This is a genomic window from Haloarcula sp. CBA1127 (assembly GCF_001485575.1).
Lineage (GTDB): Archaea > Halobacteriota > Halobacteria > Halobacteriales > Haloarculaceae > Haloarcula.
This window is the reverse complement of sequence record NZ_BCNB01000008.1, coordinates 16,344-40,595: the sequence shown is the minus strand read 5'-3', so window position 1 is coordinate 40,595 and position 24,252 is coordinate 16,344. Positions and strand designations below refer to the sequence as shown.

Genomic DNA, 24,252 nt, shown 5'->3' with positions numbered 1-24,252 from the left:
ACTCTCTCACCTCGGATTTGGCGACGATATCGGAGACTTGGCCGGATACCCACTCATAACCTGCAGCTATTGGGTCGAGTCGAGTGACCAGTCCGGAGGGCGGTGCTGTGCCGTTGTCCGGGACGGTAAAGAGTGCGTTGTCCTCACCTCGCCAGACATTCATATCGAGACGATGCGTGTCGTCGTTTGCCGTATTCAGCCATTCAGTCTGGGCTGTGACTCGTTCAACACCAATCCGTTCGAAGTCGATAGACCTGATTCGCCAGTCGGATGCCCCGAGCGAAACTTGGCTGTATGTATCGTTTGAGCCGTCCCAGCGATAGGCGACGAGCTCGTCATTGATATTACTGTAGTCCTTGGTGTCGATGTTGAACTCGAGCTTCAGGTTCTCATTCTTGACCACGGGGTGGCCGATGAACTCGTGGCTACTGACAAAGCACCGCTGCCACGCTGGATCGATAGTCTGGACGCTGCCGTTGACAGTTTCGTTGATCGCTTTGTCTCGATTGTACGTGTCCCAGACAGTGACGTCAGCCTGCCACTCATCTTCGTATGGAATCTCGTACAGTAAGACCGGGTTGTCTAGCCCGTTGCGAGCATCGTGAATGTCGATGTACGTATGCTCTCCCCAGACAACCCGCTCTGGGCTTGCATTGACCTTTGAGCCAGTGACGTGGTCCCACCAGACCTCATTGTATGCATCACGCGGAATCGCGGCACGGGCGTCTGTGCCAGAGCCGAACGGGTTGTCGACCTGCTGTGGGCTGCAGTACAGCGCTCGGTAGTGTGAGTCGCGGGTGCCAGCAAGCGAGAGGCGCCCGTCGAAGCGTTGGAGTCGGGACTCCTGAGCCGTGGACTGTTCGAGCGTGACGTCCTCGAGTGCGACGTACGCATCCGTCTGGTCCTCGCGGTCGCCGTACCACGGCACGACTTCGATGCCGGTTGCGCTGAAGAGTTCCTCAAACTCGCGGGCGATCATGTTGCTGTACTTGCCCGCGACGACGCCTGCCAGCGGCCGCGAACCCGGGTCTGCGCCGAGGGTATCGACCTCTGGGGCGTCGCTGTTGAGCGGGGAGTTACTCGCGATCTGAAGCGATTGCGACTGACTCGGCTTTTCCAACGCTGAGTCGGGAACTCTGAGTGCGTATAGTGTCCGCGCCATTATCCTGTTCGCTCCGTTGCACTGACTGCTTCGCTGAGGTCAAGCGTCCGGATGCAGGTCAGGCTCATCGGGACGGTGCTACTCTTGTTGCGGTCCACAGAGCCCTGTGGATCCTCAATGTAGACGTTGACGTAGTCCTCGGGCATGATGCCGTCTGGTGCGTAACCGCCGTAGATGAGCCGCGCCGGCGTCATCGAATCAGGTTCCCCTTTTTCGAGGTAGTTGAGCAGTACCTGCTTTTTTTGGTACCGGTCGCCGGCGGTCGCGCTCCCAGAGTCGAGCACAGACTCGTCAGCTGTGTATCCCCACTGCCCGTCGTCGCCGTCGTCGCGGATCTCAACGTCCAGGTCCCAGTAGCGTTGCCCGGCACCGTTGTTGACGGTGATCCCATCAAGCTGCTGCTCGCCGATGATCTCGGAGATGGCGGCGAGTGCTTGCGAGAACCCATTATCGACGAGCGGGCCCGTGCGGATGCCGCCCTGAACTTTTGCCTTGCGCATCTCGAAGCGTCCGGTGCGCTGGGCACCCTCTATCTCAGCTTCGATCTGTAGGATGGGATATTCTTGCGCCGGCATCAGAGGGACCTCTCAAGGTCACGGCGCACTTCGTCGACGGTGCTGCTGATGATATCTTCCTTCTGACGCCGGTCGAGGCTCGCGTCCTGCTGGACGTTGACTGTCGTATCGCTGTTGATCGTTGTCTCACGGGTTTCAGCTTGCCTATTGCCTCGGCCAGCGCCGAAGCCCGGGAGAGTCCGATCAGTGAAATCGTTGGCCGTGTCTAACAGCTTGGGTAAGATGTTCACCGGCGGGATGATGCCGCCGGGCACACCTGTCGGACTGCCGCCGCTGCCACTGAATAGCTTCGCTGCACCGGCGCCGGCACCAACGATCCCACCAAGACCGAGTGCTTTGAGGATATCAGACGCAGAGATATCGGTCACCGGATCGATAATATCTCCAATGCTGGGGGATGCAGGGGACGATATCACATCGCTTGCAGTGACTGCAGCCTTCGTCCCAATGACTGCAGCTGGCCCAAGGACTGCACCTTGCGACACGACCGCCGACGCAGTCACAACTGCTTGGTCGCTGATGAGATCATTCGACAGGATCGACGCCGGGTCAGTAATGATATCGGCGACTGTCACCGATGCAGGCTCTTTGATGATATCCGACACAGTGACAGCTGTCGGACTGGGCGTCGGCTGTGGTGACGGTTGCGGACTCGGCTGCGGTGCTGGCTGCGGGCTTGGTGATCCGCCATCTCCGGGTGGTGGCGTTCCAGCATCCTGACCACCCGTCGGCAGACTATCGAGCAGTCCAGTCAGCGCACCAGAGAGGCCGGCGATCGCCCCGCCGACAGCGCCGAACCCGGCCCCGAGCAGCCCCAGTGTCCGGCCGCTGCCTCGGGCCCTCGAAAACCGCTGTGACTCAGACGACTCCAGCAGCTCACGCAGGAGATCGTTGCGTGTCTCGTTGAGGTCGAGATTGCGGTCGAGGTGGTCGACGGCCTGCTGAACTGCTCGACCGCCGGAGCGGCTCGAGCCGTTTGCCGCCGAGGACGCACTCACTTCAAACGCATCCTCGATTTCGGCCTGTGCGCCTTCGATACTGTCGATAACGAGCGTACCTGTCGCGTCGAATCCGGTCATAAGTCAGTCACCTGTCCACCCCAGCGTCCCGCGGACGTCGAGGATATCATGGATCGCGAGCCAGTCCAGCACCGCAGTCCAGTCCATCTTGTCAAACGCCGACGGATCGCCGCCCCTGTCGATGTAGACCGCACGAGCGTACCGATAGACAGTCTGCTGGTCCAGCTCATCGTCAGTCAGGTCTCCTCGGGCGAGTCGCTGGAGCCGATCACGTTTCCCTCGGGATCCATCAGCTCATCTATCCGCGAGCTGGCCCAGTCGCGGTAGTACGGATGCAGTTGCCCGACTGCCGCAGCGGTCATGTCGTCGTCGCCATCGTCGTCGACGTACGGTGCGTCGACCGTGCCGTCGGCGATGAGCAGGAGGTCCGTCCCCTCGCCATCGCGTTGGGCGGACTCTTTTTCGATGCCGGCGAACGCGCCGGCCCGAACACCGCTGAGAGTGACGCCGTCGACGTCCACGTCCCACATCGGGAAGTCATCGCTCTCATGTGCACGGTCTCGGGCCCAAATCGCACCCTTTCGTTGCGTCGCGAGCTGTGATCGCTGGCTCTGCAGGCCAGGTACGACTGGGTTGTCGTCGTCCAGGTCGTCCAGCTGCTCGGCGATCTCTTCGATCTGTTCCTCGAGCGCCTCGATTGAGTCGTCGAAGCTGATGTATGTCTCGTTGAACGTCATGTGATGCTCACCGCCGGCTCGCCGTCAGCGTTCCAGCTGATTGATTCGGTCGTGTCGTCCTCGGAGATGACGTTGTTCCAGGCCTCGGTCGCGACCGTCAACGCCGAGAAGTTGTACGTCGAGACTGGCGTCCCGTCGATGGGTGATGTCGACGGATCCGGGCACGGAGACCAGCTGGTCTTGTGGCGAGGTCGCGTCGGCAGCTCCGAGCGCGTACTCCAGCCGCGAGGGGCCGGTGAAGATGCCCTCCGTCGTGACCTCTGTCTCTGGCTTCTCGATGACGGCGTCGACGGGCTCGGGCCCGACCGAGCCGTACTGGAACCGCGCGATGTTGCTGATGGATATCTCGGCCGACTGCAGCTTCGTGATCGTCGTGCCGTCGATGTCCACGGTGATCGCGTGCGACGGTGCGGACGTCCCGCCCGCGACCGCCGTCACGTTCGACGGCGTGATCGACGTGTCGAGATTCTCGGTCGCGTACAAGAACGATATCGAGAACGTCGTCATCCCGCCCTGCTCGTAGCTGACGGGTGTGAAATCGACCGGGATGCAGCCGACCAGTTCGCGCTCGGCGACGCCGTCCAGGTAGTCGACGCCGGCGTAGATCTTCGCCGAGTTGGGGCGGCCGTTCGTGAATTGCGTGCCGCCGTCGTTGAAGACGAGGTCCTCGACGTCGTTGAACGTGTCCGACGAGATGGCTGCCTCGACCTCGACCGAACCCTCGAAGTTCTGTTTGACCGATTCGACGCTTTCGACAGCCCCGGCCTCGTCGAGGCGCTGGAGTTGGTTGTCCAGCGAGAGGTCGCTCAGCGTCTCGTCGCGACCGAACTGCCAGTACTGCGGGTCGCTGTTGGCGTCGGTCTCCAGCGAGCCCTTGAACGACTGCTCTTTCCCGAACGCTAGGCTTCCAGAGCCGGCGCTAGTCATGCTGTACCTCCGCTAATCGTGTGTCTCATGATCATGAATAAGTCCTCGAAAACGCCGCGTGGTATCCTCGACGCCGGCCGCGGCCACTGGCGCGTCATCAGTGTCACTTAGTCTTTACTTCCGCTGTGGGGCGGTCGTTTAACCGCCCGACGGCCGACGGTCTACACGAGCACGGTATTGCCATCTAGGAAACAGTGGCCGGGTGCTAGAACACCCGACCGTGCTTGGCTGCACCAAGCATGTCGACGTACGATTCCGGGCCATTTAGTCGTGGCCCCACGACAGCGAGCAGTACTGACTGCTCAATAGCACCCAATCCATCGCCGAACCGCTGAAAGAAAGGCCGCGAAAAAACGAACTATGTCCTCAGAACTGGATGTCTCGGATGGCGCGAGCGGTCGCCTCACCCGACCGTCGGATGTAGTTGTGGGCGGTGCTCAGGTTGCTCCACCCGAACATGGATTGGAGCGCGACGGTATCCAGCCCCCTCGAAGCGAAGCGCGTCGCCGCCGTCGCTCGGAGACCGTGGGGCGTCACCATGTCGGGGTCCAGCTCCTCGGCGATCTCTGCCGCGCGGGTTACCCGGCGGTTGATCGCTGTCTGGCTGGCCTGGAAACGACCGTACTTATCCAGATAACGCTCGACGGCGAGCTCTGCGCGGGGCTCGGCGTCGAAGGGCACCTCGCGTGCGGCGGCCGACGTCTTCGGACTCCACATCGACTCGCGGGCCTGCTCGAGGTCGACGTCGTCGTTGTGCTCGGCCTTCTGGCGAGCCGATTGCTCGCACGCGCCGCAGATGCCGCCGTCCTTGCCCTTCTGGCAGGATTGGTGAGCCGGGATGACGATCATCCGGCGCCGCTCGTTGAGCCACTCCTCGCGCATGTGGCAGATTTCGCCCGACCGAAGGCCGAGGCGGCCGGCGGCGAGGACGATGAAGCGACTCTCAAGGCCAAAGTAGTCGTCGTCCATTCGGTAGGTCGCTTCCAAGAGGAGTTCGAATTCGCGGTCGTCCAGCGCATACTCTTTTGAGTGGTGGACGCCGTCAGAACACTCCGATTAGACGATCTGATCCCATCCACCAGTCTGATCGGGGACCCAGACAGTCCCGTCGTCGGTGTTTCTGACCTGATTCACAGATAGACGTTCCCATCGGTCGATCCAAGTCGGGCTGTTACCTAAGCCAGCCGCCTCCTTGCCGATCCCGTCGATTGCGCAGAACGATCCGTTGTTCACTGGGGTCTCGAACCCTCCACCAGTCGGGATAGTGTAACTTTCGAGGGTGCAAATGGATGCCTCAGAACCCAACTCGATGGGCGTTGTTATCGCCTCTCCATCCGGACCAGCGAGAATATGCGCCCCACTAACCGTCGCATCTTTAACACCAAAAGTCCCGTCAAGAGCATCAAGAAGGATCCCACGCTCCATTCGTGAGGATGCTTTTACCCAGTTATCCGTGACTGAGACGCCTTTGCACTGCTCGACCCCTATCCCAACACGCGCATCGTTGACAAAATTGTGTCCGACGAAGATTCCTTCAGCTACTTTTGAGTCACCCGTCTGTTCGAGGATAATCCCGAACTCTGCTGTGTCGGTAACTTCATTGCCGACAATCCAGGTCGGGCACGGCCCAGTCACTTCCCCAAGTCCAATCCCGATGCCGTTTCCGCCCGTTGTCTCCCCATCAGTCCCCGCACCCTCAACGATGTTGTATCGGTAATGCTGGTTGATAATCGAGTCGCAACCGATTGCTGACGCGGGAGTATCGTGTGCGTAGCAGCATTCGATGACGAGATTCCGCGTCCCGTCATCGGTCGCCCCCGGCTTCAAGAGCCAACATTTCTCACTGGGCCAGTATTCCACACCATTCCATCCAGTAGATCCGTCAACCTCCAGACCGTAGAAATAGAGGTTCTGGAACCCATCAACGTTTTTGTAAACTGCTTCGTCATAACTGAGATTCGGGCCTGCGTAGAGTTTGGCTCCCGTCCACGGTTCGGGAGCGATGTGTGCGGTATTTGACTTGGGCTTGAGATGTGAGTCGATTAGGTAGCCGTCGTTGGGAGTCGGGTAGTAAACGACGCCCATGCCGTCAGCGGATGCAGCGTCGTCTATTGCGGCTTGGATCGCAGGTCCGTCGTCGGCAACACCGTCTCCAACAGCACCGTACTCGGTCACGTCGAACCACGGCTTTCCTTTGAAAGAGGCGTAATTGGCATGTCCTTCGTCTGTACTGAGCGCTGGCCCTTCGAGTTCTCCGTCTTTCTTTTCTCGCCACTGATTGATGAATCGAAATAGTCCCATTGTTAGTGTGCCTGCTGAATTGTGATGTCCGCCGTCTCACCAGCCGCTGCCGCGTCGGTCACCCGGATGCGAACGTGAGCGTCGCCGGCGATGAACGTATCCCGGATGTCTTGGGGATCGTCGACGTCGGCCTGGTCGTAGATCTCTTCGCCGTCGAACCAGTCGCCGGCGTCGCCGGTTGGACTGACGTCGAGGGCGTACGATGCATCAGCTGTCGCGTCGATGTTGAGCGAGACAAGCGCATCGCCGGGCGTCTCCGCTGTCAGCACCACGCCAGTCGTGCTGATATCGGCGTCGCTCTCTCGGGTCGTTGACTGTTTTTGAACCATCTGCAGCTCCTAATTCGTGGACGTGTCGCCGTCGAACCAGACGACGCTGTCCTCGTCTTCGAGGTAGTAGAAGCCGGGCTCGCCATCAACCAGATCGCTTGCTGACGCGACCGTCGTCGCGCCGACTTGGCCGTCGGCCAGCAACTGATCGATCTGCTCGAAGGCCTGCCCGTACAGCGTCGCCCAGTCCGGCGTTGCGTCGTACCCTGTGACCGGGTACTCGATGCCGTGGGTATCTGTCGTATCAGTCGTGTCGTTTGCCATACTAAGTGCTCCTCAAATATCCGGAAGCCGTTCGAAGCCGTCGAAAATGACGTCGACATCCCAGCGATAGTAGTCGGACCAAGTCTGGCTCTGGGGCGCTGCGTTCGCTAGCTCCAGGTGCGTGTAGTCGATGCTGGGGGTGCCTGTGTCGGGATAGCTTCGGACACGCAGGATCGCCCGCCGGATCACCCGGACCAGCGAGGACCACGGTGCCCCGTCGTCGCCGCTGTCGTCGACGTAGCCGAACTCGTCGGCGTCCAGCCCTTCGATGCGGATGCCGGCAACTCGCTCGATATCGTGGTCGTACTCAGTCCCGATCGGCGACGTGGATTCGTCGACGCTAGCGATTGAGACGATGTTGCCCCGCGTCAGCTCGCCTTTGCGCTGCTCGATATCGTCTTCATCCTCGATGTTTTGCCGGTCGATCAACGCCAACGGCGGTGGATCCTCGCCAGCTGGCCGCAGGCCGGCCGGCAGGCTGCCGGCGCCGTACTCCTCGCGGATCCGCTCGATCAGAAAATCGACTTCCTCAGTCATGCTTGGCCAACCTCCCGTCGCAGCCAGTTGAGGCTGTCACGGACGGCGCGGGACTCTGGAATGCCGCCTGTTTCGCTGCCCCAGTCAACCGACTCTGTCTGGATCCACTGGTCGATTTGCTCCCAATAGAAGTGGAGCAGTGGGTCGCCCTCGATGGTGTGTGGGCTGACGCCAAACTCGTAGAACATCGGTAAGTTACCCAGCCACGACCACTCGACGTGGATGGATGTCCGGTCGCGCTGGTAGTCGACGCCAGAGAAGGTGTCACTGAAAAAATCGAGGTCGTAATTGTGCGATGTAGCATATCCGTCGACGGCCTCGTGGACGCGCTGCACGCTCTGGAACACGAGGTTGCCACGGGCCCCGACCATCGTTGACTCGACGCTGTCAAGTAGGGCCTGCCGGGCCGCATCGGAGGGCGCGCTCGGGACCGCGATGTCGAGCGTCGCCCCAAGCGGGTCGGTCTGGAGCTCCAACTCGAACTCGATGGTGATCGAGACATCAGCCACGTCACCGGTACACCTCCAGGAGTTCCTCGGCCTTGCGCTCGAACTGATCGGCTAGCGATTCGACGTTGTAGGCCTTCGCGTTCTCCGGTATCTGCATCGCGGCCTCCTCGACGAAGTCTGAGGCTGCCCGGAACGCAACGGCTCTGCGGACGTTCTGGGGAATCCCCTCGTTGCCATATTTGAAGAACACGTACACGGCGTTGCTGAACGTGTCGAGCACGTACTCCTCCTTCTTGTCGTCGTACAGGTTGGTGACGTCGAGATACAGGTACGACCAGCCGCCGTTGTTCTCCCGGACGTAGTAGTCATCACCGAGCGCGTCGGGGAACTGGCCCCCGGCATAGTCGTCGCTGGCGACCCAGTCGGTGTAGCCACCATCAGCGTCCCGGACCAGCAGCTGAGACACTTCGCCGGCGTCGCGACGGTCCAGCGAGATCCGGGCGTAGTCGCCCTGGTAGGTCTTTGGCGCTGGGCCATCATCATCGACAACGAACGCAGACGACGTCGGGATATCCTCCTCGTCGTTGCGGCTCTTGGGCTCGGTCGGGATGTCGATAGCCGTTGCCTCGTCGAGGATGTCGGCCCCGGTCGGGGCGTACCAGTGGCGCTTGAGCGACTTCTCCAGCCATTCGGTCTGGGCCGTGATCGCGTCAACGGCGATCTGCGTGTCCTGCGAGAGGTCGCCAGAGAGTGATGCATCTTGCATCGCTCGGCGAAGGTCCTCAAGCGTGCAGTACCCCGTGTCAGGCATGGGTCGTTACTCCTCCAGTTCGTCGCGTCGGGCGTCGACGGCTTCGATCACCGTGTCGCTCGTTTCGACCTCGGCGATTGCTTCCAGGTGGTCATCGGCGCGACCCTCGCGGACGTCGTCGGCTCGCTGCTGGTAGTCGAGATCCAGCCAGGTGTCTTCGGACCACTCTTCCCAGTCGTCGGCATCGGGTGGCCCGTCCTCCTGACCGACAGTGTCATCCTCAGACCCGTCGACGCGGGTGAAGTACCCGACCTCGTCGCAGAGGTAGTCGACAGCACTGGGCGAAACCTCGTGGGTATCGCCGTGGCCCGAGACGTGGTCCAGCGCGCTGTGGCTGTACCGTCCTGGGCCGTCGGTGTGTTTGATAGTAGGCATACCTGCTCACCTCACACCGCCGTCGTGTCGACGGTCACGACCGCGCCCGCCTCCTGGGCGCGCAGTTCGTCGAGGTCGGTGCGATACCAGACGGACCCGTTGACGCGATCATCAGCGTCGGGATCACTCGAGACACGACGGACGATCCGGTACTCTTCCCAGGCCTCACGGATGCGCGCTTGCGTGGTTGGCATCAGTGATCACCTCAGGCCAGGGACGGCGCGGCGATGTTGGTCCCGAGCGCGCCGGCCTGGAGCTCCTCGATCTGGTAGTCGAACTGCCCCTCGATGAGGTTGCGCGAGTGGAGGCGGCGCTCCATCGTCTTGTCCGTGTTGGTGAGCTGAGTCATCTCGACCTCGGTGAACAGACCGTAGGCCAGGTTCTGCGGGTTGACCAGCATCATGGCGTCGTCGGGCCAGTAGGAGACGCCCATGACGTCGTACTCGAACGGCGTGACGTCGTTGTCACCCAGCAGCGCCGCGACGCCGAGTGCGTCCTCCCGCTCGGTGAGGCGGTAGGCGTAGCTCTGGACCTGGGACTTCGAGGTGAGGAAGACGAGATCGTCCGGATCCCGGTAGCGCTCCGGGACCGTCTGGATCATGTTGTTGAACAGCGTGGTGTTGACCGGCTGAGCGGAACCGCCACCGTCAGCGTGGTCGTAGGACGGCATCGTCGAGGCGTCAGCCTCCTCGCCGGTCCCGATACGGGTCGAGTCCGTGTCGTTGCCCTCGGCGATGCTGATCCAGCCGTCGAACGTGTCGTTGAACGTCGCCGGGAGTCCGCTTCCAGACCGGCCGGCGTTGATGCCGATGTTCTGGACGTCGTTCCCCCAGGCCTTCTCGAAGTGGCTGAGGATGACCTCGGCGACGCTGTCCTCGTTCGTGATGGCGTTCTTGACCGAGTCTCGCTTGAGGTCGTACTGGATGTAGTACGACTGGTCCGTCGCGTTGAACTCGACAGACCCGGTTGCGGCATCAGACGTTCCGGTCGCGTCTTCGCCACCCTCGGCGCGAACGTCACCGGAGAGTTCGGGGACGCCGATCTTCGGGACGCCCATCTCCAGGCGCGGGAGGTCCTCGACACGGACCATCGAGAGCAGCTCGGCGTCGCGCTGCTGGCGCTCGATGAACCGCTCGTAGAGGTCCCGCGGGAGCTGGGCTCCGTTGAGGTCCGTCGTGTCGATTGTCTGCTTCTGTAGCGAGTTCTTGTTCGTCTCTCGTGCGTCTTCGATAGCGCTCATCAGAAGTCACCTCCGCTCGTACCGCCCAGCGCTTTCTTGAACTGTTCAGCCTCTTCAGACATGCCGCCCTCGCCGTCAGTGCCGGCGCCCTTCTCGGCACCAGCCAGCTGCTGGCTCGCGCCGGTCTGCTTGGAGATCGCGTCGAGCGTCTCCTTGATGTCGCCGATAGCCTCGGCGTTCTTTTCGGCCTGCGAGGGCTCTTCGTCAGGGTTGTCGGCGTTCTTGTCTGTCGATTCCTCGTCGGCGGTGAGGTCTTTCAGGGTGTCCTGGATGTCCTCGAGCGCCTCTGCGTTCTGCTCAGGGAGGGACTTCTCGTCCCCCTCGGGGTTGTCCTTACTCATTGTCAGCTCCGCATCTGCACCGCTGTCTGCAGTGACCCAGTCAGCGAAGTCGTCGGTGATGGGTGTTTCATCGCGCTGTTCGCGGACGTACTCGCGGTACTGCCAGCACGCCTCGTCGGCGGCGAACGCTGCGTCGTCACCGAGTGCATCCGTTGTCCACACCCACGACGAGAACTCGCCGAACGGCGCCTCGCCCTGGGAGTCGATGAACCGCTGGATGGCGTCCATGACGAGGTTGCCCTGCTCCTCGGTGAGCTTCTCCACCGGGGCAGCCTTCTCGCCCTCGTCTTCGTCGTCACCACTCCAGCCGTACTCGGAGAGGTGGAAGTCGCTGTCTGGGTCGTCTGTAAAGCGGTTCGTCTCGATATCCATTTCCGACGCCAGCGACGCCTCGACGGCGTCGTGGGCTGCCATCAGCGCCTCGCGGTTGTCGCCGTTCAGCGTCCGGCCCTCTTTGGCTGCATCGAGAGCCTTCGCGAGCGCGACCTCGGAGACCTCGGACAGCCCAGGCTCGGGACTTACGTCGTCATCGGACTCCGACTTCTCGGCCGGGTCGGCCGTACTGACCGCCCGGCGGAGACGCTTGAGGAAGCCGACGTCCTCGTCGTCGAGGTCGCCGGCGTCGGGATCTGTCTCTGGTTGTGATTTACTCATTGCATCAGCGGGGCCGGCCTTCGCGGCCGACTCCAAGTAACTCCACAGGTCGCGGGCGTCCGTCTCGTCATGCCCGCGGTTGGACATGACCTGGACGAACTCATCCTCGCCGGCGACGTCGTCGACGACGGATTTACTCGCGCCCTTGGTGCTCGTGAACTGTGCCGAAACCACGGCCGGGATGTCGACGTCCGAAAGCTCGGACACGTAGCCGTTGGTCACCTGGACCGGCGGCCAGTACTTGTCGTCGACGCGGTCGGGGTCGACAGCATCGGGGATGGCGACGTCGTCGGGGAGGTCCTCGACAGAGTCGTACTCGACGGCCTCGGTGACCTCGCCACCGATGGAGTAGCCATTGAGAACGCCCCGGTCGACGAGGTCCCACAGGTCGTCATCCGTGTACTGGCGCTGGACGACCCAGTCGCCGGCCTCGAACTGCGCACCGTCGATCTCTTCATCCTCGTCGAGGACTTCGTTGCGGACCAGCTCCGCATCGTCCTCTGGGAACCGACCGTGCATGACGCCGTGATCCGGGTCGGGGTTGAACATCGCCTCCACCCCCTCGGACCGGAAGAAATCCAGCTGGTGGTCGACCTCGTCAGCTGTCAGCGCCAGCCCGGTGGCTATCTGCTCGTCGTCGTTGGTCGCCTTGATCGCGACCTGTTTGGTAAACTGGCGACTTTGTGACTCTGTCATCTATCAGAAGGCCGGTACATGTCTCGGGCAGAGGCCCCGGCGAGGCGTGCCGTCATCGATCAGTCAGTTATACGTCGGTCAGCGGTTCGTGGAAGTCCGTGAGCTCCTCGTAGGAGTAGTCCAGCCGGATGTTATCATAGTGATAGGAGCCGTGCGAGTCCGCAGCTACCAGCGATTCCCACTCAGACTCGGGGACGTCCTGGTAGACATACACCGAATTAGTCCCGTCCTCGCGCTCGAACGAAATATACAACTCCTCCTCGCCGATGTCGTAGAGCCCGTCGACGAGATTCGACGAGTCGAACTGCTCGGTCTCGATAGGATCCTTGGCAGTGACGCCCGGCCGCTCACCGACCTTGTTCTCGGCCGGCGGCTCGTCGTCGGTTCGGCCCTCCTTGTCGAACTGGATGGGTTGCCGCTGCCGAGGTTCGATAGCAGTGTGTCGCCGTCGACGTCGTGGTCGTCGGGCAGCGGGTCCAGGTCGAACTCTGCCCGGGCTTCGTCGACGGTCATCGTCCCACGGGAGCCGGCCACGCGCTTCCGTGCGATGGTGGCGTCCCGATCGGGCCGGTCGGCGCCCTTGAGCTTGAACTGGATGGTCCAGTCCGAGGCATCCATCGCCGTCTTGTGAAGGATTTCGTACAGTCGCGCCTCGAACTTCTGTTGCTCGGGAGCGACGACCTCCTCGGCGAACTCCCGGATCTGCTCCTGGCTGTTGGAGCGGTTGGACTGCCCCGGCCGGTTGTACAGCACCGGCGGGACCTCCAGGACCTTCGCGATGTCCTGCTCGGCTTCTTTCCGGAGGGTCTCGTAGTCCATCTCGCCGGCGTTATCGCCAGCCAGCGGGCGGAGTTCGACCTCGATGTCCGACCCGCTCTCGCCCTCGAGGCTGAGGTCGTTGGCCTCCTCTTCCAGCTTCTCCACTTCGAGGACGGACGCTCGATGCGGGTTGTCCTCCAGGTTGTTGAGCATCTCCTGGAGGTCTTCTTTGCTGTCCTCGGTGAGAGTGCCGCCTTTGACGATGACGGCGAAGTGCGAGATGCCGAAGTGCTCCAGCTTGTCGCGGTTGTACCGCTTGGCTGCCTGATCCATCGACACCGTCTCCATCGCCGGGATCCAGTCGGGGATGCCGTAGTATAGCGAGATGGGGCTCGGGTTCGGTATCCAGATGAGCTCGTTCGCCGGCTCGTTGTCGAGGTTCTCCGCACTGTCGTAGGCGATGTCGCCCGTCTCCCTGTCGACGAACACACGCCGGTCCGTCGGGTCATCCTCGTCAAGGTAGCGGTCGCCGGCTTCGGCGAAGTATCGACGCCGTCCCGCCCGACGCTGGACGTAGCCGTGGCCTCGGGTGACGATGGTCTCGCCCTCCTCGGTTTCCTTCTCGGTCTTGCGGACGCGGACCGTCGTCGCCGGGACGTGGGCTAGTCCGACCGGGTCGCCCGTGGCGTCGACGAGGATCTCCAGGGCACACCAGCCGATGAGATGCCAGTCCATCCGTGCGAGTTCGACGATCTCCGTCGGTGACGTCGCCGGCGTGTGCTCGGGCCCGGTCTGCCACTGTGAGGAGTCGCCGTACCAGAACTCTTCGACGGTGTCTCGCTCGCTGTCACTGGCTTCTTCGGCATCGAGGCTTCGGTGGGGGACGATGTTGAACCCGTAGCCGACCTCCCACCGAGACTTCTTCCGGACACCAGCTCCCAGCGTCTCGTTGAGCTCCTGGAAGGCAGCCAGCGTCTCCGGGTTGTACGGCGGCTGGATACCGAAGCCACGTCCCGTTGCGAGATGACGCTCGTCCAGTTGCGTGGTCTCGCGAGCTTTCGACATGGCGCCGTCCTGCCCGAGTTTCGTGACCGAAACCGAGACGTCGCCCCCGTCGTCACTCATCGTCTTCGCCCTCCTCGTCGACGGCGTCGCGGAGTTGTTCGACGGTGTCGGTTCCGCCCACGATGCCGTGCTTCTTGCGAGAGTCGTTGTCAGAAGTCATAGGTGTGTCACCGCCCCAGAGTCGTCATCGTCGTCAGCATCCTCCTCGAGCGCACCGATGCCCTCCAGATGGCGGATGCCCTGCTCGGCCATGTACCATCCCGCGATCAGGTCCGGCGTGTGGCCCTGTAGCTTCCCGTCCTGCAACGTCAGCGACATCGCTGCCTGGACGAAGTCCTCAGTCCCGGAGTGACCCCGATAGAACTGGATGCCGCCGTTTTCGACGAGACGACGGAGTCGCGGGATACCGTTCTCCCAGCTGTGTTTCTTTCCCGTCGTCGGGACGCCCGTAACTTTCGCTCGCAGCGAGGCCGAGAACTCAAGGGCGTCGTTGGCGACGTACTGCTGCATCCCGTTGGACTCGATCACGATCACCGCCGGATCGTAGCGGTCGTCGTAGTCGGCGAGCGTCGCCTTGACTTCCGAGGGCTGCATCCCCGTCTCGGCTTTGGCATCCAGAAGGCGACGACGACCATCGCGACCGACGCGGAACGCGGTGAACGCAGCGTTGTCGCCGGTCGGAGACTGGGCCGGGTCGTGGGCGACGATCGTCGCCTCGCCGGCGCCGGGCGTGAGACGGTGTGGTGGCTCCTGCCCGCGGATGGAACAGCCGCCGTCGTCGACGAGGCGGTTGATGTCTTCCTCCTCGATGAGGTTGCCCGACGCTCCCTGGATCGTGAGCGTGTACTCGCGCCAGAAGAGGTAGTCTGCCATCTTCGAGCGCTTGTTCGCCAGCCACTCTGGACCCCGAGCCTCTGGCCACAGCAGCTGGAGTGTCCCGCCGCCCCACGGGTTGTCGACCTCGGTGTAGAGGTCTTCGTCGGGCCGGCGGGCCTGCCAGTCGTCGTCCTCGCGGAACTTCTGGTCCCAGGTGTCGAGGATGGCAGGGAACTCTCGCAGCGAGTACCCCTCGTAGTCTCGGTAGTGGCTGTAGATGTCGTCAGGTCGCTTGCGTGTCCCGACGATCACCGTGCGCCCGTCGTCCTTGACCATCGGCTGGGCGACGCCGTCGACCCAGTTGAGGACGCCCTCGGTCGGGCCGTCACCCTGCTCCGAGATGATGTCGTCTAGGATCAGGAGGTGGGCACGGGCCCCTTCGATGGACCCCTTCAGCCAGCCCGTCGTCAGCGACGAGCCGTTCGCGAACTCTTTCGTCTTCTTGCTGTCCGTCTCCCGGGGCTTGTTCAGGTTGACCAGCCACGGGTTCCGCTCGATGAACTTGTTGAGCTCCCGATCGGCCTTCTCGTAGGCCTGCTCCTGCGTGTTCATCGTCCAGATGACGCGGTACCCGTCGAGGTACTCCATGCAGGCGATCGCGAAGGCCGAGATGATCGTCGTCTTCAGCCCGTCGCGATGACACAGGAGCGCGAGGTCGCCGTCGACGTCGGCCTCGCCGGCGAGGTGTCGAAGCCATTCCGAATGGTGGCCGCCGAGCGGAGCCCAGTCGTCGTACTCCGCGTCCATGTACCCCTGCGTGAGCTTGTTCGCGAAGTCCAACCAGCACCCATGCTCGAACGGGTTGTAGGCCGCGCGGATCTCCGCCCGAGAGAGGTCGACCTCGGTTGTGCCGGCGTCGGCGGTACTACTCATCGTCAAGCGTCGCCTCCCTGATGGTCGCAGCGGCTTCCTCGTCGAGCGAGACCGTCGTGTCCAACTCACCGTCGACGTTCATGTTGATGTCCGTCGTGTAGACGCCGAGGACGTCCGCCTTCTCGTGCATGTGGGCGGCCATCTCTTTGCGCGCCATCGCCCGCTTCTTCGGGTCGGGTTCGTCGCGACGAAGGCCGGCCATCGCCTTGCGGTACTCCGGGAGGCGGCCCCGTTCAGCGCCGACGGGATACTCGTCGCCGGGCTCGATGTAGCGGGTCCCGTCGGTGAACTCGATGATGATGTCGCGCTCGCTTGCCCACTCGGGCCGGTGATCGTCACCAGGCGGGACGCGCTCCCAGTCCGAGACGCGCAGCTCGCCATCGCCGGTGTGGCGGTCCTGTTTTGGGACCATCGCGACGACCGGCTCGTCCTCGACGGCGAGGTCGAGATCCTCGCGAGCCTCCTGGTAGAGTCGTTCGAAGCGGTCGGCCGCCTGCAGACGGATGTCTGCGTGGCGCTTCTCGATCGCCTCGATGACCTCTTCCTTGGGCTTCTCGTTGAGGTAGTCCCGGATGGTCGACCGGGTGTACGAGCCGATGCCCTCCTCCTCGAAGCGGTCCCGAATCTCTGCGACGCTGAGATTGTCGAGATACTTCCACTTCAGGGCGATCTGTACCCGGCGGTCTCGTGAACTCATGATGGAAATCTGTCGTGCAGTGTCGGTAGCAGTATTATACTTTAAAAGGCGCAGTCGAACGGCGGTTCAACAGCTTGTCGTGACGCACGGCCTGTGTCAAAATCACGAACTATCGTCGTCTCCATCGCCACCCTGGACGTCCTGTGCCTCCTCGAGGGCAGCCCCGAACGTGCGCTTGCCGAAGACAGCGTAGCCGGCGGCGATGACGATCGCCAGTGCGACGACGTCCCACAGCGTGCCCAGGCCCTGGCCCGACAGCTGGGCGTGGGCCCACAGGCCAAACGTCACGAGTAGGACGACCGTCCCGACGCCAGCCCGAAGCGCTCGGTAGGGACGCTGCGGTTTCATCACTGATCGTCCTCCGTTTGCTGTGCTCGAACCTCAGCAAAGGCGGCTGCGAGGGCGGCGTAGTCGGCCACCTCGATGCCGTTGTACAGCCCGAGCGTGACGATGCCCAGAACGGTAGTGATGGTCGCGTCGGCGTTGGTGAGAAACAGTGCCGATAGCGTGATACCGATGATGCCGGCGTTGACGAGGATGCTCCGAAGAATTTTGAGTGTCTTGAGCATCCGGAGGTCACCACCGGAGCGTGCGATCTCGCAGTAGTCGTCGACCAGTCCGTCTGGAACGTACCAAGGCAGAGTCCGAGGCTTTGAGTGGCTCATGATGCATCGTGGGCCCCAACCCCAGGCTTGGTCGGTTGTCTGCTACTGTACTGGATCATAGGCCCGGTTGGGGAGTTGCACCCCGCGCTCGTGAAGTGGTGTTGGGGGACGAGCGCTCTACGACCGGGCAGGGCGGCCGGCGGTGTGACACCCGAGCTGGATGCCGGCCGGTTGACGGGCGATGCATCCCCTCGTCTACTGCCTCTGCTTCGTGGCAGTCACCGCGTCATCGGGGATCCGTCGCGATGAACTCTCGAATGTCTTCGACCTGGGTCGCAGTCCAGCGTCCCGATCGGCGCGCAGCTTTGGTGTTGATGCTGATCGGGTAGCCAGTGACGACCTCGCGCTCGTCGACGTCGACGACAAGACGATAGGTCACGCCGCCGAAGGTCTCCCGGAACCAGACGATCTTCGACGAACCCGAGTCGTGGTTGGCGGTGCCGTCTGTGATGCAGCCCGCGACGATCTCGCCGTCCAGGTGTCGCGGCGGCCGGTCGTCCTCGTACCGGTCGTGGAACCGCTCGGGGAAGTGCAACGACGGACGGTAGGCCGACGGCTCACGCGGGCAGTTGTCGGCAGTGGCCATGTGAGTTACTCTGTTAGGGCAGCAGTCTTGCCGTCAGTCGACCCAGTAGCCGTGGCCGGCGTTGTCTCGAGGGCACGGGCGAACGCGACCGCGAACATCTGGGACTCCTTGCCCTGGGTGTCGCGCCGGCCGACTTTCAGCTTCGAAAGTTCGGTGCAGAACCGTCGTTTGTCCAGCGACAGTGGAGTGTGATCGCGGATGTAGGCGTGCAGGTTGACTGCAAACGCTTTCATCTTCTCCCAAGGCAGTTGGTGGTGACTCGGTTGCGTGTCACTCCCGCAGTTCTCGCAGAAACACGTCCCGAAGCGTCGGGTGTTGTCCCAGCTAGTGTACTCCTGGGATCCGAGGTCCGTCCGCTCGTACCACTCGTTCGTCGTTAGCTCAAGATCGGGTACGTCGAGTTCCGTTCCGTTCGTCCGCCGGAGGACGGACGAGTACTCAGGCCCGATGTCTCGGACACGCGCGAAACAGTGGCTGCACAGCTCACTGTTGTACCAGATGTACTCCTCGAACGCCTCGATTCCGTCACGGTCCTGCTGGTCGAGGTCAAAGCGGTCTGTTGATACTTGCATCTATGAAAAAGACGGCCCACGGCGGGCGGTCTGATCGGCGAACACCAATGGTGTTCTATCTGATATGACATACGTGCGCCGAGTGTAATGAACGAAACTGTTGCACCAGTATTGGAAGCATCTTCGGGCTAACCAACAGTCGTCCGTCGACGGCACGTTGTGTTGGTTAGTGCTCAAGATAGTACACCCGGCGGCGGGCGTCAGCAGTGCTATAGTTGTAGTCGACGACACCCACATCGATTAGCTCTGAGAGCGCATTCCCAGCTGTTGACGCACAGAGGTACGACTCCGCACAGATCTCTTGTTTGGTCAGGGGTTGGCTCTCTTCGAGCACGCGATACACCAGCAAAGCGCTCGGCGGTAGGTCCGACAGCTCTGCGTGCTCGCCCTGGCTCATGCCGACGCTTGCTCCTCCTGGCACTGTGTCGACTGCAGGTACTTCGACGGGATGCTGAGCCCAGTCACCCGGTCCCCCCAGCGCACACGAAGCCTCGCGATGGCGACATCGGCCTCGGACTGTGAGTAGCTACCGTCGAGGTGATTCTCGACGAACAGCTGGGCCGCGTCCCACTCGTCGACGTGGATGACGTGGGCCCGGATGTGGTCTAACCCAGCAAGGTGGGACACCCACAGCCGCTTGTGGCCGTTGACGACTTCGTAGCCGTCGTCGACGACACGGACGACTGGTTCCGGAACTGGGTAGCCACGCTCGCGAACGCTGTCGATGAACTCTTGGTTGGCCTCGTAGCAGAAGTTGCGTGCATGGTACGGTGTCGGCTGGATCTCGTCGACGGCGACCGTCGTCGGACTGAGACTGCCGACGGCCTCGAGGCGTAATGAAGGGAAGGCGTACAACGGCACACCGTCAGCAAGCAGTCGGGAGAGTTTGAGGTGCTGGTAGCCGGCGTACTGTGGCCGATGCTGGTCCAGGGCCTCTCGATAAACCACGATCACCACCCGGTCATCGGCTGGGTACTCGGGATTGTCTTCGGCAACGGTCCTGTCGCGGTCCTCGAGGTCCCAGTCAGCAACCGGGACTGGCGGTGTGTTCACCACGACCGCGTCGTCGGGGCTGTGCTGCTCGCGGTCCTGGACGATATCGCCGGGGGAGTGTGGGCAGTTACGCATCGCTGGCCTCCAAGTCATCGATGTGACGCGCTGCCTGCTGGATCAGTGCTGTCGTCGGGTACTCCTGTGCGTTTTCGTGGCCGATGAGCTCACGGAGGTCCTCATCCCTAGTCGGGACAAGCCGCCGGCGGCCGTTGCGGTCCCGCCACATGATTGCGTCCTCGGCGTTGATCACCGCCTGGATGGTGGCGTCGACATCGTCTCGATGATAGGGCCCGTAGCCGACTGGCTCACCGACAAGCAGCCGGCGGATCGTTGAGACCGACGCCCCAGGGATTTGTGGCCCCCCGACGTGTTCGTGGGCGATGCTGAGCACGCGCTCGTAACGCCGCACGGGATCATCCTCGTCTTCAGACTCGGGTTGGGCACCGTCTCGGATCTCGACATCAGTCATCACGATCACCACGCGGAGCCGGCCCACCGCCGTCTGTTGCTGCGCTCGATGGCGAACCTGAAGTGCCCGCAATTGACGGATCCGAGTTGTCCGTCCAGTCACTCATCGTTGTCTCTGTCGTCTCACCAAGCAGACTGCCTACATCAGCGCTGATGTACTCACGAATCGTTTCGGCGAGGGTTTCGTCGGTGATCCCACCCGCAACGTTCACACCGATTGTTGTCGTCTCGCCACCCCGATCAAGTTTATAGCCGTCTTCCAGCGCAACCTGATTCAGGAGATCTAGGACACTCGACAGAGAGATATTGTGGTCGAATACCTTACTGCGGACATCTGTCGCCGTGGCCCTCGCCTGCCCCCCGCACTTTCCAGCGTGTTTGCCGAGGGCGAGTTTGATCCGTTTCACTCGCTCATCACGATCCAGTAGATCAACTGGGCGACGTATCTCGCGTGGCACGCCGTCCGTCGCTATTTCTTTCGCTACCTCAGCCGGCACCCAGACTTTCCGCTGCGCCTTGGGATGGGGCTCGTAACCCAGCCGGGACACGACACGCTCGCGATACTTCTCAACAGTCGGTTCTGAGCTACCCGCAACATCAGCGATCTCGGTAGTGAGCTCGTCATCTGTAAACTGCTCACCCAGTCGGTGACAGATGGTGATTGTCCGTCGCTCGACCGCACTGAGCCCATCGCTGGTACTTTCACTTTCGTTGAGTTGGGAAAGAATAGCCTCTGCATCATCGACGACCCGGTCCAGTTTATCCTCTAACCGGGATGCCCTTCCGCCGTCACAGTACAGTTCTAACGCACGACCAAACGCGACGCCATAGGAGTCAAACGCCGAGTCATCGGCGGCAGACTTGAACCGCTCTTTGACGCGCTTGTCCACACGGATAGTCACACGAGTCGTAGCCTCAGATGAGAGTGGGGAGCCCCGTTCATCTGCGCTCTTTTTTTCTTTGCAGCGGTCTTTGGGAGTGCGACCGGCGGCACGGACGAGACGGTCAATCTGATCCTCGACAGTTTCGTAGCCATCAGCCTCGGAAAATTCATCCATAGCATCCGCGGCTTTTCGGCCGAGATAGCCCTCAACAGAGCCGTGTTCAGATTGGACCTTATTTCGGAAATCTTGCCAGGAACACTCAGGAACCATCCAGTCCAACATGACGAGATCACGCATCGGGACCACCCCCTGAACCAGCCTCACAGCTATGTGCTGTGTGGGTGGGGGCTGCACCACCGCCACACACAGCATCATGCTGTGAGGCAGGGGGGCGGGGCACGCATCGGGACCACCCCCTGAACCAGCCTCACAGCTATGTGCTGTGTGGGTGGGGGCTGCACCACCGCCACACACAGCATCATGCTGTGAGGCAGGGGGGCGGGGGCAAGCCCGCCCCCTGAGTGCTGCTCTGGTTGAGCCTGTCTCATCGACAGGCTAACGCCGCTTTCAGCGGCTTTGGGGGTGGCTGGGTACCCCCTCTTGTGGAGTGGTTCCCCTGAGTTCAAACAAAAAATCTGTTTGCAGGGATCGCTGCTGGATAGGGTCACTCTCAAAGACGGTTCTGTAGTTCTGTACGACGACGGTCGTCTGTTGTGCGATCTCTGCATGCTCGTAGTGTCACGGCAGACCCGACGCCCGAAGGCGACGGCAGACGGTCCTCTGCGTAGAGCGGGGGCTCTTGGTAAAGGCTTAAGACCGTCTACCCAGAATAGAACGCTACAGTCAACGGTTGCGTCCCGGGCGAATCCCGTTGGCGCGGGTCCGAGCCCGGGACGGCGTCCCATTCTCAGGTGAGTTGTGTTCTCGTAGTCCTTGCTCTGTCTCTCGAATTGCTCATCCGCCGACTTAAAACCGCTAGTTGCGTCAGACATCAGTGATCGTCCTCCAGTTGCGACTTGACAGCTTCTTGTCGGTATCTCGGGTCCGTGTCGAGTCGGTAGGCCGTCTGGATCATGCCCCACCGAGCGACCAGCATCATCCCCGAGGCCTCGTGGTAGCGGTAATACGACCCCTCGATGTCGGCGTAAACGACGTCCTCTGCTTCGCGCCACATGGCACGGAGGTTCGTGCCTTCCCACTCGGAATCGCAGCGCTGGTCCCACATCTCTCGCGGGTGGGACTTCCGGACGATCTGGCCGTCTTGGTGCTGGTACTGCCCGCCGCCCAGCTGTCGTGCGGCCATCACTGCTCACCACCCTCGATGGCGTTATCACAGATCGGACACTCGCCGCCCTCGTCGACGATGACGTAGTCGGCGAACGACTCCTCGCAGTCGTGCTTGACCTTGCCCTGGTCGAGCCGACACTCGACGCAGATCTTCACGTCTTCATCGGGCCAGTGACCGTGTCGCTCTTGGTAACTCCAACAGTCAGCGCACCGGAGGGTTCCGTCGTGCTGTTCCCAGCCGTCATCGAGACCCGGACACACGGTGTCACAGTTTTCTGTCCCGCATGTCGGGGCTGTGATACTGCCACCGTCGGTCATGAGGTCGTCGGGATCGTCGACGCCGCAGTTCCGGGTCAGGTGGTAGAGTGGTTTCCGACCGGTCGGCCAGCACCAGCCCGCCGGCGCGAAGTCAGCGAGGACGTCTTCGATGCGGACGAATCGTCGCCGGGTGTGAGTGCCGTCCCACAGCACGTAGAAGTGGTCGGACCCGTCGTGGTCGACCAGCCGCGTGGTCACGTGCCAGAGGTCTCGGCGATCCTCCGGCGCGTCGGGACGGTCGTTGTACAGGACCGCGCCTACGCCAAGGTCCCAGTCGGGTGTTTCGTCGAGGCGCTCCGCGGCCTCGGTCCAGGACTCCCCCTCGCCGACGCCGATGTCTTCGATATCGGTATCGAGGGCAGACGAGCCGCCATCTGCGACCGGCACAGTGACCTGCTCCTGGACACGCTCGAGCACGACCTCGCGCTGATCCGCTGCGAGCGCATCGTCGACGACAACCGACACGGCCATCCGCGGATCCTCGTCGAACTCGGTGACCCGGCGGGCGGCGCTGTCGACGTAGTCGGACAGGTTAGACATCGGCACCACCCCGACCCACGGCCTCGAGGTCTGCTTCGAGCTCAAGACGCTCCTGCCACTCGTCTTTGCTGTGGACTGTCACGATGTAGTCGCGGTTGCTGTGTTCGAGCTTCAGCCGCGCCTGCAGGTCTGCGGCTTGCTGCGCGAGTGTCTCGTTCGGGAACTCGAAGGTCTCACGCTCACCGTCTCCGTTGTCGTGCTGTCGAACTAGCACGTGTGGCTCGGTGTCGGTCGCATCGAGACTGTCCCGTGCGTGCCCACAGTTGTTGCGAGCGATGGATGTATCGCGACCGATGTGGAACGCGAGTGGCTCGTCCTCGCCGTCCTGATTGACCGTTTCGTAGGCCACGCTGAACATCCGGTCGTGGGTGCGCTCGCGCTCGACCAGCCACGTGGTGATGAGCAGGCGATGCTCGCCGTCGGTCGTCACGCCGAGCCCGCGGTCGACCGCTTCGCCGTCGGGGTCGTCGTTCCAGTCCAAGACCTCGAAGCTCCAGGGGTTCGGCAGGTCGTTGACGCGGTTGAACCCGAACCAGTGCGGGGCCCGCGGGTCTGACCCGTCACGCTCCATCGCCGTCACCTCCGAGGGCGTCCAGACTGTACCGGGTCCGACAGTTGATACAGTCGATGAGCACGATCTCCCGCTCTTTGTGGCTCAGTGCGATGACGGCTGGTTGTCAGCACACCGGGGACAGTCGCCGTGACTGTGGCCCGGCGTCGCGATCCAGCCGTCGTCGAACGACCCGGGTTCCACATCGGCGTTGTCGCCGACGCGGTCCTGGACGTTGATCGAGCGGCCGGTCGTGTCTATCCCGAAGCCGGCTCCGGGCAGGATCTTGCCGTCGGCTTCCTGGACGTTCTCCGCCCACTCGATCAAGCGGGGGGCATCGTCCTCGTACAGCGGGACCGCGCCGGCGAGCAGCTCGGCCAAGGCGCTCACGACAACGCACCTCCGTTGCCCTCGACAGCCCGACGGTTCTGGACCGAGTGGCAGTCGAAGCAGAACGACTCGTGAGACTGCCACCAGATGTCGCGGTCCTCGCCGTCGCCGGTCCGGTACTCGACGCGGTCGACCTCGTCGGCGTCGAGGCTGGCTCCACACAGCGGGATGTACTGACCCAGCCCGGACTCGATGTGGTTGCGGCCGGCCTCGAGAATGATGTCGCCCTCACTGACCATCGGCCGACACCTC

The 24,252-nt window shown here is 62.4% G+C and carries 33 protein-coding genes; all 33 read right to left on the bottom strand.

Features of this window, described 5'->3' with window-relative positions; translation table 11 throughout:
• Positions 1-1,162: hypothetical protein (locus AV059_RS20700; RefSeq protein ID WP_050038760.1), on the bottom strand; the 1,162-nt coding region annotated here is incomplete at its 3' end.
• Positions 1,162-1,737 (bottom strand): hypothetical protein, encoded by a 576-nt coding sequence (locus AV059_RS20695; protein WP_050038759.1) that lies wholly within the window; start codon positions 1,735-1,737, stop codon positions 1,162-1,164. The genes AV059_RS20700 and AV059_RS20695, both read right to left, overlap by 1 nt.
• Positions 1,737-2,816: a hypothetical protein gene (locus AV059_RS20690; protein WP_050038758.1), complete on the bottom strand. Its 1,080-nt coding sequence runs from the start codon at positions 2,814-2,816 to the stop codon at positions 1,737-1,739. The genes AV059_RS20695 and AV059_RS20690 overlap by 1 nt, the downstream gene beginning before the upstream one ends.
• Before the next feature lie 176 nt (positions 2,817-2,992).
• The gene (locus AV059_RS20685) at positions 2,993-3,493 is read right to left on the bottom strand and encodes a hypothetical protein (RefSeq protein WP_058997851.1); all 501 of its coding nucleotides are present in this window, start codon (positions 3,491-3,493) and stop codon (positions 2,993-2,995) included.
• A gap of 24 nt (positions 3,494-3,517) precedes the next feature.
• Positions 3,518-4,420 carry a phage tail tube protein gene (locus tag AV059_RS20680; RefSeq protein ID WP_228841859.1) on the bottom strand — a complete coding sequence of 301 codons (903 nt, stop codon included), beginning with the start codon at positions 4,418-4,420 and terminating at the stop codon, positions 3,518-3,520.
• A 366-nt stretch (positions 4,421-4,786) separates the two neighbouring features.
• Entirely contained in the window at positions 4,787-5,434 is a 648-nt protein-coding gene (locus AV059_RS20675; protein ID WP_255356218.1) for a tyrosine-type recombinase/integrase, read from the bottom strand.
• Between the two features lie 42 nt (positions 5,435-5,476).
• On the bottom strand, positions 5,477-6,721 hold the full coding sequence (locus AV059_RS23060) for a glycosyl hydrolase family 28-related protein (RefSeq protein ID WP_058997849.1): 1,245 nt from the start codon (positions 6,719-6,721) through the stop codon (positions 5,477-5,479).
• A gap of 2 nt (positions 6,722-6,723) precedes the next feature.
• Positions 6,724-7,050: a hypothetical protein gene (locus tag AV059_RS20665; RefSeq protein WP_058997848.1), complete on the bottom strand. Its 327-nt coding sequence runs from the start codon at positions 7,048-7,050 to the stop codon at positions 6,724-6,726.
• A gap of 9 nt (positions 7,051-7,059) precedes the next feature.
• Positions 7,060-7,314 carry a hypothetical protein gene (locus AV059_RS20660; protein WP_058997845.1) on the bottom strand — a complete coding sequence of 85 codons (255 nt, stop codon included), beginning with the start codon at positions 7,312-7,314 and terminating at the stop codon, positions 7,060-7,062.
• 12 nt (positions 7,315-7,326) lie between these two features.
• Positions 7,327-7,851, bottom strand: coding sequence for a hypothetical protein (locus AV059_RS20655; protein WP_058997844.1), 525 nt, complete (start codon positions 7,849-7,851; stop codon positions 7,327-7,329).
• Positions 7,848-8,360, bottom strand: coding sequence for a hypothetical protein (locus tag AV059_RS20650; protein ID WP_058997842.1), 513 nt, complete (start codon positions 8,358-8,360; stop codon positions 7,848-7,850). Before AV059_RS20650 ends, AV059_RS20655 begins: the two co-directional genes overlap by 4 nt.
• Before the next feature lies 1 nt (position 8,361).
• Positions 8,362-9,111, bottom strand: a complete 750-nt coding sequence (locus AV059_RS20645; RefSeq protein WP_058997839.1) for a hypothetical protein — start codon at positions 9,109-9,111, stop codon at positions 8,362-8,364.
• 6 nt (positions 9,112-9,117) lie between these two features.
• Complete coding sequence (locus AV059_RS20640; protein WP_058997837.1) at positions 9,118-9,486, bottom strand: hypothetical protein; 369 nt, start codon at positions 9,484-9,486, stop codon at positions 9,118-9,120.
• Between the two features lie 11 nt (positions 9,487-9,497).
• Complete coding sequence (locus tag AV059_RS20635; protein WP_058997835.1) at positions 9,498-9,680, bottom strand: hypothetical protein; 183 nt, start codon at positions 9,678-9,680, stop codon at positions 9,498-9,500.
• Between the two features lie 11 nt (positions 9,681-9,691).
• Entirely contained in the window at positions 9,692-10,726 is a 1,035-nt protein-coding gene (locus AV059_RS20630; protein WP_079990832.1) for a hypothetical protein, read from the bottom strand.
• On the bottom strand, positions 10,726-12,417 hold the full coding sequence (locus AV059_RS20625) for an XkdF-like putative serine protease domain-containing protein (protein ID WP_058997833.1): 1,692 nt from the start codon (positions 12,415-12,417) through the stop codon (positions 10,726-10,728). Before AV059_RS20625 ends, AV059_RS20630 begins: the two co-directional genes overlap by 1 nt.
• A 67-nt stretch (positions 12,418-12,484) precedes the next feature.
• Positions 12,485-12,670, bottom strand: a complete 186-nt coding sequence (locus AV059_RS22855; protein ID WP_228841858.1) for a KTSC domain-containing protein — start codon at positions 12,668-12,670, stop codon at positions 12,485-12,487.
• Complete coding sequence (locus AV059_RS20620) at positions 12,583-14,301, bottom strand: phage portal protein (RefSeq protein ID WP_228841857.1); 1,719 nt, start codon at positions 14,299-14,301, stop codon at positions 12,583-12,585. Before AV059_RS20620 ends, AV059_RS22855 begins: the two co-directional genes overlap by 88 nt.
• Positions 14,302-14,397: 96 nt before the next feature.
• Complete coding sequence (locus AV059_RS20615; RefSeq protein ID WP_058997831.1) at positions 14,398-15,990, bottom strand: hypothetical protein; 1,593 nt, start codon at positions 15,988-15,990, stop codon at positions 14,398-14,400.
• Positions 15,983-16,687 carry a hypothetical protein gene (locus AV059_RS20610; RefSeq protein ID WP_058997829.1) on the bottom strand — a complete coding sequence of 235 codons (705 nt, stop codon included), beginning with the start codon at positions 16,685-16,687 and terminating at the stop codon, positions 15,983-15,985. The genes AV059_RS20615 and AV059_RS20610 overlap by 8 nt, the downstream gene beginning before the upstream one ends.
• A gap of 102 nt (positions 16,688-16,789) precedes the next feature.
• A complete protein-coding gene (locus tag AV059_RS20605; RefSeq protein ID WP_228841856.1) occupies positions 16,790-17,035 on the bottom strand; it encodes a hypothetical protein in 246 nt (81 codons plus the stop codon).
• The gene (locus tag AV059_RS20600; RefSeq protein WP_058997824.1) at positions 17,035-17,352 is read right to left on the bottom strand and encodes a hypothetical protein; all 318 of its coding nucleotides are present in this window, start codon (positions 17,350-17,352) and stop codon (positions 17,035-17,037) included. The genes AV059_RS20605 and AV059_RS20600 overlap by 1 nt, the downstream gene beginning before the upstream one ends.
• A 226-nt stretch (positions 17,353-17,578) precedes the next feature.
• Positions 17,579-17,938, bottom strand: coding sequence for a hypothetical protein (locus tag AV059_RS20595; RefSeq protein ID WP_058997823.1), 360 nt, complete (start codon positions 17,936-17,938; stop codon positions 17,579-17,581).
• A gap of 5 nt (positions 17,939-17,943) precedes the next feature.
• On the bottom strand, positions 17,944-18,510 hold the full coding sequence (locus AV059_RS20590) for a hypothetical protein (RefSeq protein ID WP_058997821.1): 567 nt from the start codon (positions 18,508-18,510) through the stop codon (positions 17,944-17,946).
• Positions 18,511-18,676: 166 nt separating this feature from the next.
• Positions 18,677-18,907 (bottom strand): helix-turn-helix domain-containing protein, encoded by a 231-nt coding sequence (locus AV059_RS20585; protein ID WP_058997819.1) that lies wholly within the window; start codon positions 18,905-18,907, stop codon positions 18,677-18,679.
• Positions 18,904-19,638, bottom strand: coding sequence for a ParB N-terminal domain-containing protein (locus tag AV059_RS20580; RefSeq protein WP_058997818.1), 735 nt, complete (start codon positions 19,636-19,638; stop codon positions 18,904-18,906). Before AV059_RS20580 ends, AV059_RS20585 begins: the two co-directional genes overlap by 4 nt.
• Positions 19,631-20,032 (bottom strand): hypothetical protein, encoded by a 402-nt coding sequence (locus AV059_RS20575; protein WP_154021062.1) that lies wholly within the window; start codon positions 20,030-20,032, stop codon positions 19,631-19,633. Before AV059_RS20575 ends, AV059_RS20580 begins: the two co-directional genes overlap by 8 nt.
• The gene (locus AV059_RS20570) at positions 20,025-21,089 is read right to left on the bottom strand and encodes a hypothetical protein (RefSeq protein ID WP_154021061.1); all 1,065 of its coding nucleotides are present in this window, start codon (positions 21,087-21,089) and stop codon (positions 20,025-20,027) included. Before AV059_RS20570 ends, AV059_RS20575 begins: the two co-directional genes overlap by 8 nt.
• A gap of 817 nt (positions 21,090-21,906) precedes the next feature.
• Positions 21,907-22,218: a hypothetical protein gene (locus tag AV059_RS20565; protein ID WP_058997812.1), complete on the bottom strand. Its 312-nt coding sequence runs from the start codon at positions 22,216-22,218 to the stop codon at positions 21,907-21,909.
• Positions 22,218-23,060 (bottom strand): hypothetical protein, encoded by an 843-nt coding sequence (locus AV059_RS20560; protein WP_058997809.1) that lies wholly within the window; start codon positions 23,058-23,060, stop codon positions 22,218-22,220. Before AV059_RS20560 ends, AV059_RS20565 begins: the two co-directional genes overlap by 1 nt.
• Complete coding sequence (locus tag AV059_RS20555) at positions 23,053-23,631, bottom strand: hypothetical protein (RefSeq protein WP_058997806.1); 579 nt, start codon at positions 23,629-23,631, stop codon at positions 23,053-23,055. The genes AV059_RS20560 and AV059_RS20555 overlap by 8 nt, the downstream gene beginning before the upstream one ends.
• Positions 23,632-23,715: 84 nt before the next feature.
• Positions 23,716-24,000: a hypothetical protein gene (locus AV059_RS20550; RefSeq protein ID WP_058997805.1), complete on the bottom strand. Its 285-nt coding sequence runs from the start codon at positions 23,998-24,000 to the stop codon at positions 23,716-23,718.
• Positions 23,997-24,239: a hypothetical protein gene (locus tag AV059_RS20545; protein ID WP_058997803.1), complete on the bottom strand. Its 243-nt coding sequence runs from the start codon at positions 24,237-24,239 to the stop codon at positions 23,997-23,999. Before AV059_RS20545 ends, AV059_RS20550 begins: the two co-directional genes overlap by 4 nt.
• Positions 24,240-24,252: the final 13 nt, after the last annotated feature.